The organism is Peterkaempfera griseoplana, assembly GCF_001418575.1.
In the GTDB taxonomy this organism is placed as follows: domain Bacteria; phylum Actinomycetota; class Actinomycetes; order Streptomycetales; family Streptomycetaceae; genus Peterkaempfera; species Peterkaempfera griseoplana.
Window position 1 is genome coordinate 1 of sequence record NZ_LIQR01000682.1, and the last position, 3816, is coordinate 3816.

At 73.2% G+C, this 3816-nt stretch carries 2 protein-coding genes and 1 riboswitch; both genes read left to right on the top strand.

Annotated features, from left to right (window positions below; all coding sequences use genetic code 11):
- Positions 1-1015 precede the first annotated feature (1015 nt).
- Positions 1016-1936 carry a TauD/TfdA dioxygenase family protein gene (locus AOK09_RS35315; protein WP_055591279.1) on the top strand — a complete coding sequence of 307 codons (921 nt, stop codon included), beginning with the start codon at positions 1016-1018 and terminating at the stop codon, positions 1934-1936.
- Between the two features lie 144 nt (positions 1937-2080).
- A riboswitch (ZMP/ZTP riboswitch) is annotated at positions 2081-2166 on the top strand.
- Between the two features lie 30 nt (positions 2167-2196).
- Positions 2197-3354, top strand: a complete 1158-nt coding sequence (locus AOK09_RS35320; RefSeq protein ID WP_055591278.1) for a phosphoribosylaminoimidazolecarboxamide formyltransferase — start codon at positions 2197-2199, stop codon at positions 3352-3354.
- The last annotated feature ends 462 nt before the right edge of the window (positions 3355-3816 follow it).

Here is a 3816-nt window from a genome sequence, read left to right on the forward strand (position 1 = left end):
GGGACGGAGGCCGTGGGGACGGAGGCCGGGAAGGTCCGGGCCGGGAGGGCCTGGGTCTCGTGGTGGCGGGACATCGCGCTCCTTGCGGTGCAGGCGGGTCGAGGGCTGCGCGGACAGCGGGGCGAGGTCCGCGAGGGGGCGTGCGATGCGTGCGGTGCGGCTCGGAGACACTCCAGGGACGGTACTCAGGGCGGGTACGTCCGACGGCGCCGGCACCTGAGGAGTCTGCCCGCTGCCGGGCGGCGCGGGCGCCCCGGTTTGTTGCGGCTGCATGAAATGCCCGGACCGCCGCACCGGACCGCCGCGGGCCCCGGCCGCCGTCTCCGGCCCCCTCCCCCGGATCGCCGGCGGATGGACGAACGAGCAGCTCAGGGAGGGTTCGACAGGGATGCGACGAGCCCCGGCGGGGGCCACGGCGCAGCCGTCCACGGCAGCTCCCGGGCCAAGGTGCCCGTCCTGGGGAGCAGTTGACGCCCGTTCCGTACCGCTGGCAGCATCCGGGGCATGCCAGCGACGAGCGTTCTGATCGCGCGGCTCCACATCGACCTGGGCCGCCTCTCGTCGGCCGCGTGTCGTCCCCGTACCGCGTCGGCCGTCTGACCAGCAGCGGGCCCTGCCCGCCTCCGCACCCCCGCACGGTCGGCATCCGCGTCCCGCCGTCTGCCGCCTCCGGCCACCGCGACCGGCGGACCCGTCAACGCTCACCTGTGACGGCCCGTTCGGCCACGGCCGAGCGACGGCACCCAGCTGTCCGGCCGCGCGTCCGCGCCCGCGGCCGGCTTCATACCCCGGGTCGGGGCCTGCCTCGGCGGCCCCCCACCCGGTACCGCTTCCCCCGGCCTCCGTACGCGGGGATTGGTTCCGCTGCGAGCCGAACTATCCCCGTGACGCCGCGCCGTCCCGCTGTCGCACCACGCCTTCACCCCTTCCCGAGAGGAACCGCACCGTGACCATCGCCCCCGAGAACACCGCTGCCCAGCACACCTCCGAGCAGGACACCGCCGGTGAGTCCGGCATCACCGTCACCAGGATCAACGGCCGGATCGGCGCCGTGATCTCCGGTGTCCGCCTCGGCGGAGACCTGGACCCCCGCACCGTCGCCGCGATCCGCGCCGCCGTCATCGCCCACAAGGTCGTCTTCTTCCGCGGCCAGGACCATCTCGACGAGGACCAGCACGAGGCGTTCGGTCAGCTGCTCGGCACCCCGATCGCCCACCCCACCGTGCCGTCGGCCGACGGCCGCTACTCGCTGGCCATCGACTCCGACCACGGCGCCCGCGCCAACCAGTGGCACACCGACGTCACCTTCGTCCCGGCCTACCCCGCCTTCTCCATCCTGCGCGCGGCAGTGCTGCCCCCCTACGGCGGCAACACCCTCTGGTCCAACACCTCGGCCGCCTACGCGGAGCTGCCGGAGCCGCTGCGGGCCCTCGCGGACAGCCTGCGGGCCGTCCACTCCAACGCCTACGACTACGTGGCGGTGCGCCCCAACGCCACCAGCGAGGCGCTGGAGCAGTACCGCAAGGTCTTCACCTCGACCGAGTTCCTCACCGAGCACCCGGTGGTGCGGGTCCACCCCGAGAGCGGCGAGCGCACGCTGCTGCTGGGCAACTTCGTCCAGCGGATCTCCGGCCTCAACGGCCAGGACTCCCGGCAGCTGATCGACCTCTTCCAGCGTCACATCGAGCGGCCGGAGAACACCGTGCGCTGGCAGTGGCAGGTCGGGGACGTCGCCATCTGGGACAACCGCGCCACCCAGCACTACGGCGTGGACGACTCCGACGACTACGACCGCAAGCTGCGCCGGGTGACCATCGACGGCGACGTCCCGGTCGGCACCGACGGCCGCCGCAGCACCCTGCTGAGCCCCTCCGAGGTGCCGGCCCCGTCCTTCGGGCCCGCCTCGGGCGCCTCCACCGCGGAGGCAGCGGCCTGACCCCGGACGCGGTTCCCGGGGCCGCCGTCCGGCGGCCCCGGGAGCGGGCGCGTCCCCCGGCCCGGCCGCCCGGTCCGTATCGCCGCGCGGGCCTGCGGATCTGCGGATCCGCGCAGTCACCTCGCGCCGACTGCCGGTAGGGTGGGCCGCGGTCGCGACTGGCGAGGGTGGACCACCACCGGGGAGCGGCCGTGTTCCGGATGCGAGCGTCGACCGCCTGGGCGTCTCCGTCAGCGATGTCCCGCTGAGGAGGCCAGAACGTGGAACTGCGCTACGGAACCAACCCGCACCAGGCGGCGGCACCCGCCGCGCCGGTGACACCCGACCGGTGGCCGGTCCGGGTGCTGCACGGACAACCGTCCCTGATCAACCTGCTGGACGCGCTCAACGGCTGGCAGCTCGTACGCGAGGCGAGCCAGGCGCTGGACCGTCCGGCGGCAGCCTCCTTCAAGCACGTCTCACCCGCCGGGGCGGCCGTGTCCGGACCCGTGGACGAGGTCACCGCCGGGCTCCACGGCCTCACCGGTGCCGACATCGGCGCCCTGACCAGCGCCTACCTGCGGGCCAGGGATGCCGATCCCAAGTCCTCCTACGGCGACTTCGCCGCCCTCTCCCACCCGGTCGACACCGAACTGGCCGACGTGCTGGCCGGTGTGGTCTGCGACGGCGTCATCGCCCCCGGCTATGCGCCGGGCACCGTCGAGCGCCTCAGCAGGAAGAAGAACGGACGCTTCCTGGTCCTCGAGGCGGACGAGACGTTCACGCCCCCGCCCTTCGAGGCCCGGGACGTCTTCGGACTGCGGCTGGCACAGGAACGCGACCGGGCACGGCTCTCCGCAGCCCTGCTGGACACCCCGGCGGTGGGTGAACTGCCCAGGCCGGCGGTGGAGGACCTGCTGCTCGGGCTGGCCGTCATGCGCTACACCCAGTCCAACTCGGTGTGCTACCTGCGTGACGGCACGACCCTGGGGATCGGCGCGGGACAGCAGTCCCGCGTCGACTGCACACGACTGGCCGGGGCCAAGGTCGACACCTGGTGGCTGCGACGCCATCCGGCGGTCCGTGCGCTCGCCTTCCGGCCCGGCGTCCGCCGCCAGGACCGGATCAACTGGCAGATCCGGTTCATCGAGGGCGACCTCACCCCCGACGAGAGCGAGCGCCTGGCAGACGTACTGACGTCCCCCGCAACGGCCCTGACCGCCGATCAGCGCGAGCAGTGGCGGCAACGTCTCACCGGTGTCGCCTTCGTCTCCGACGGCGCACTGCCGTTCCGCGACAACGTCGACCACGCCCACCGCCACGGTGTCCGGTACATCGCCGAACCGGGCGGGTCGATCAGGTCCGGGGAGATCGAGAACGCCTGCCGCGAGCACGGGATCAGCCTCGTCCGCACCGGCCTCAGACTCTTCCACCACTGACGCACCGGGGCCCCGCAGACGTAACCACTGCGGGGCCCCGGGCACCTGTCCACCACCCGCGCAGCCCTGGCAGGAGGCGATGCGCCAGAGATGTCGGCGGCCGAGGCCGGTCACAGCTTTGTTCAGGTAGGTGAGGACGGCGCGGACACGTCGGTCGGTGCTGTCGTCGACGGAGATGCCGAGCTTGCCGAACGGCGAGGTGGTGCAGTCAAGCCTGATTGTCAGTCAGTCACCGTCACCGGACGGCCCCTCGGTGAAGTCCTCGCGGCCCGGCACCGCCCGCGAGGTGGACGCCGCCGGCCTCCCCGAAGTCCGCTCAGTCGACGCCGTGGAGGCCGTCGAGGAAGTCCGAGATCGCGGCGTGCAGGATCCCGGGCTGCTCCAGGTGCAGGTCGTGGCGGGTGCCGGGGACGGACATGGCCACGGTGGCGGGTCCCTCCGCGAGCATCTCGTCGGCCTCCT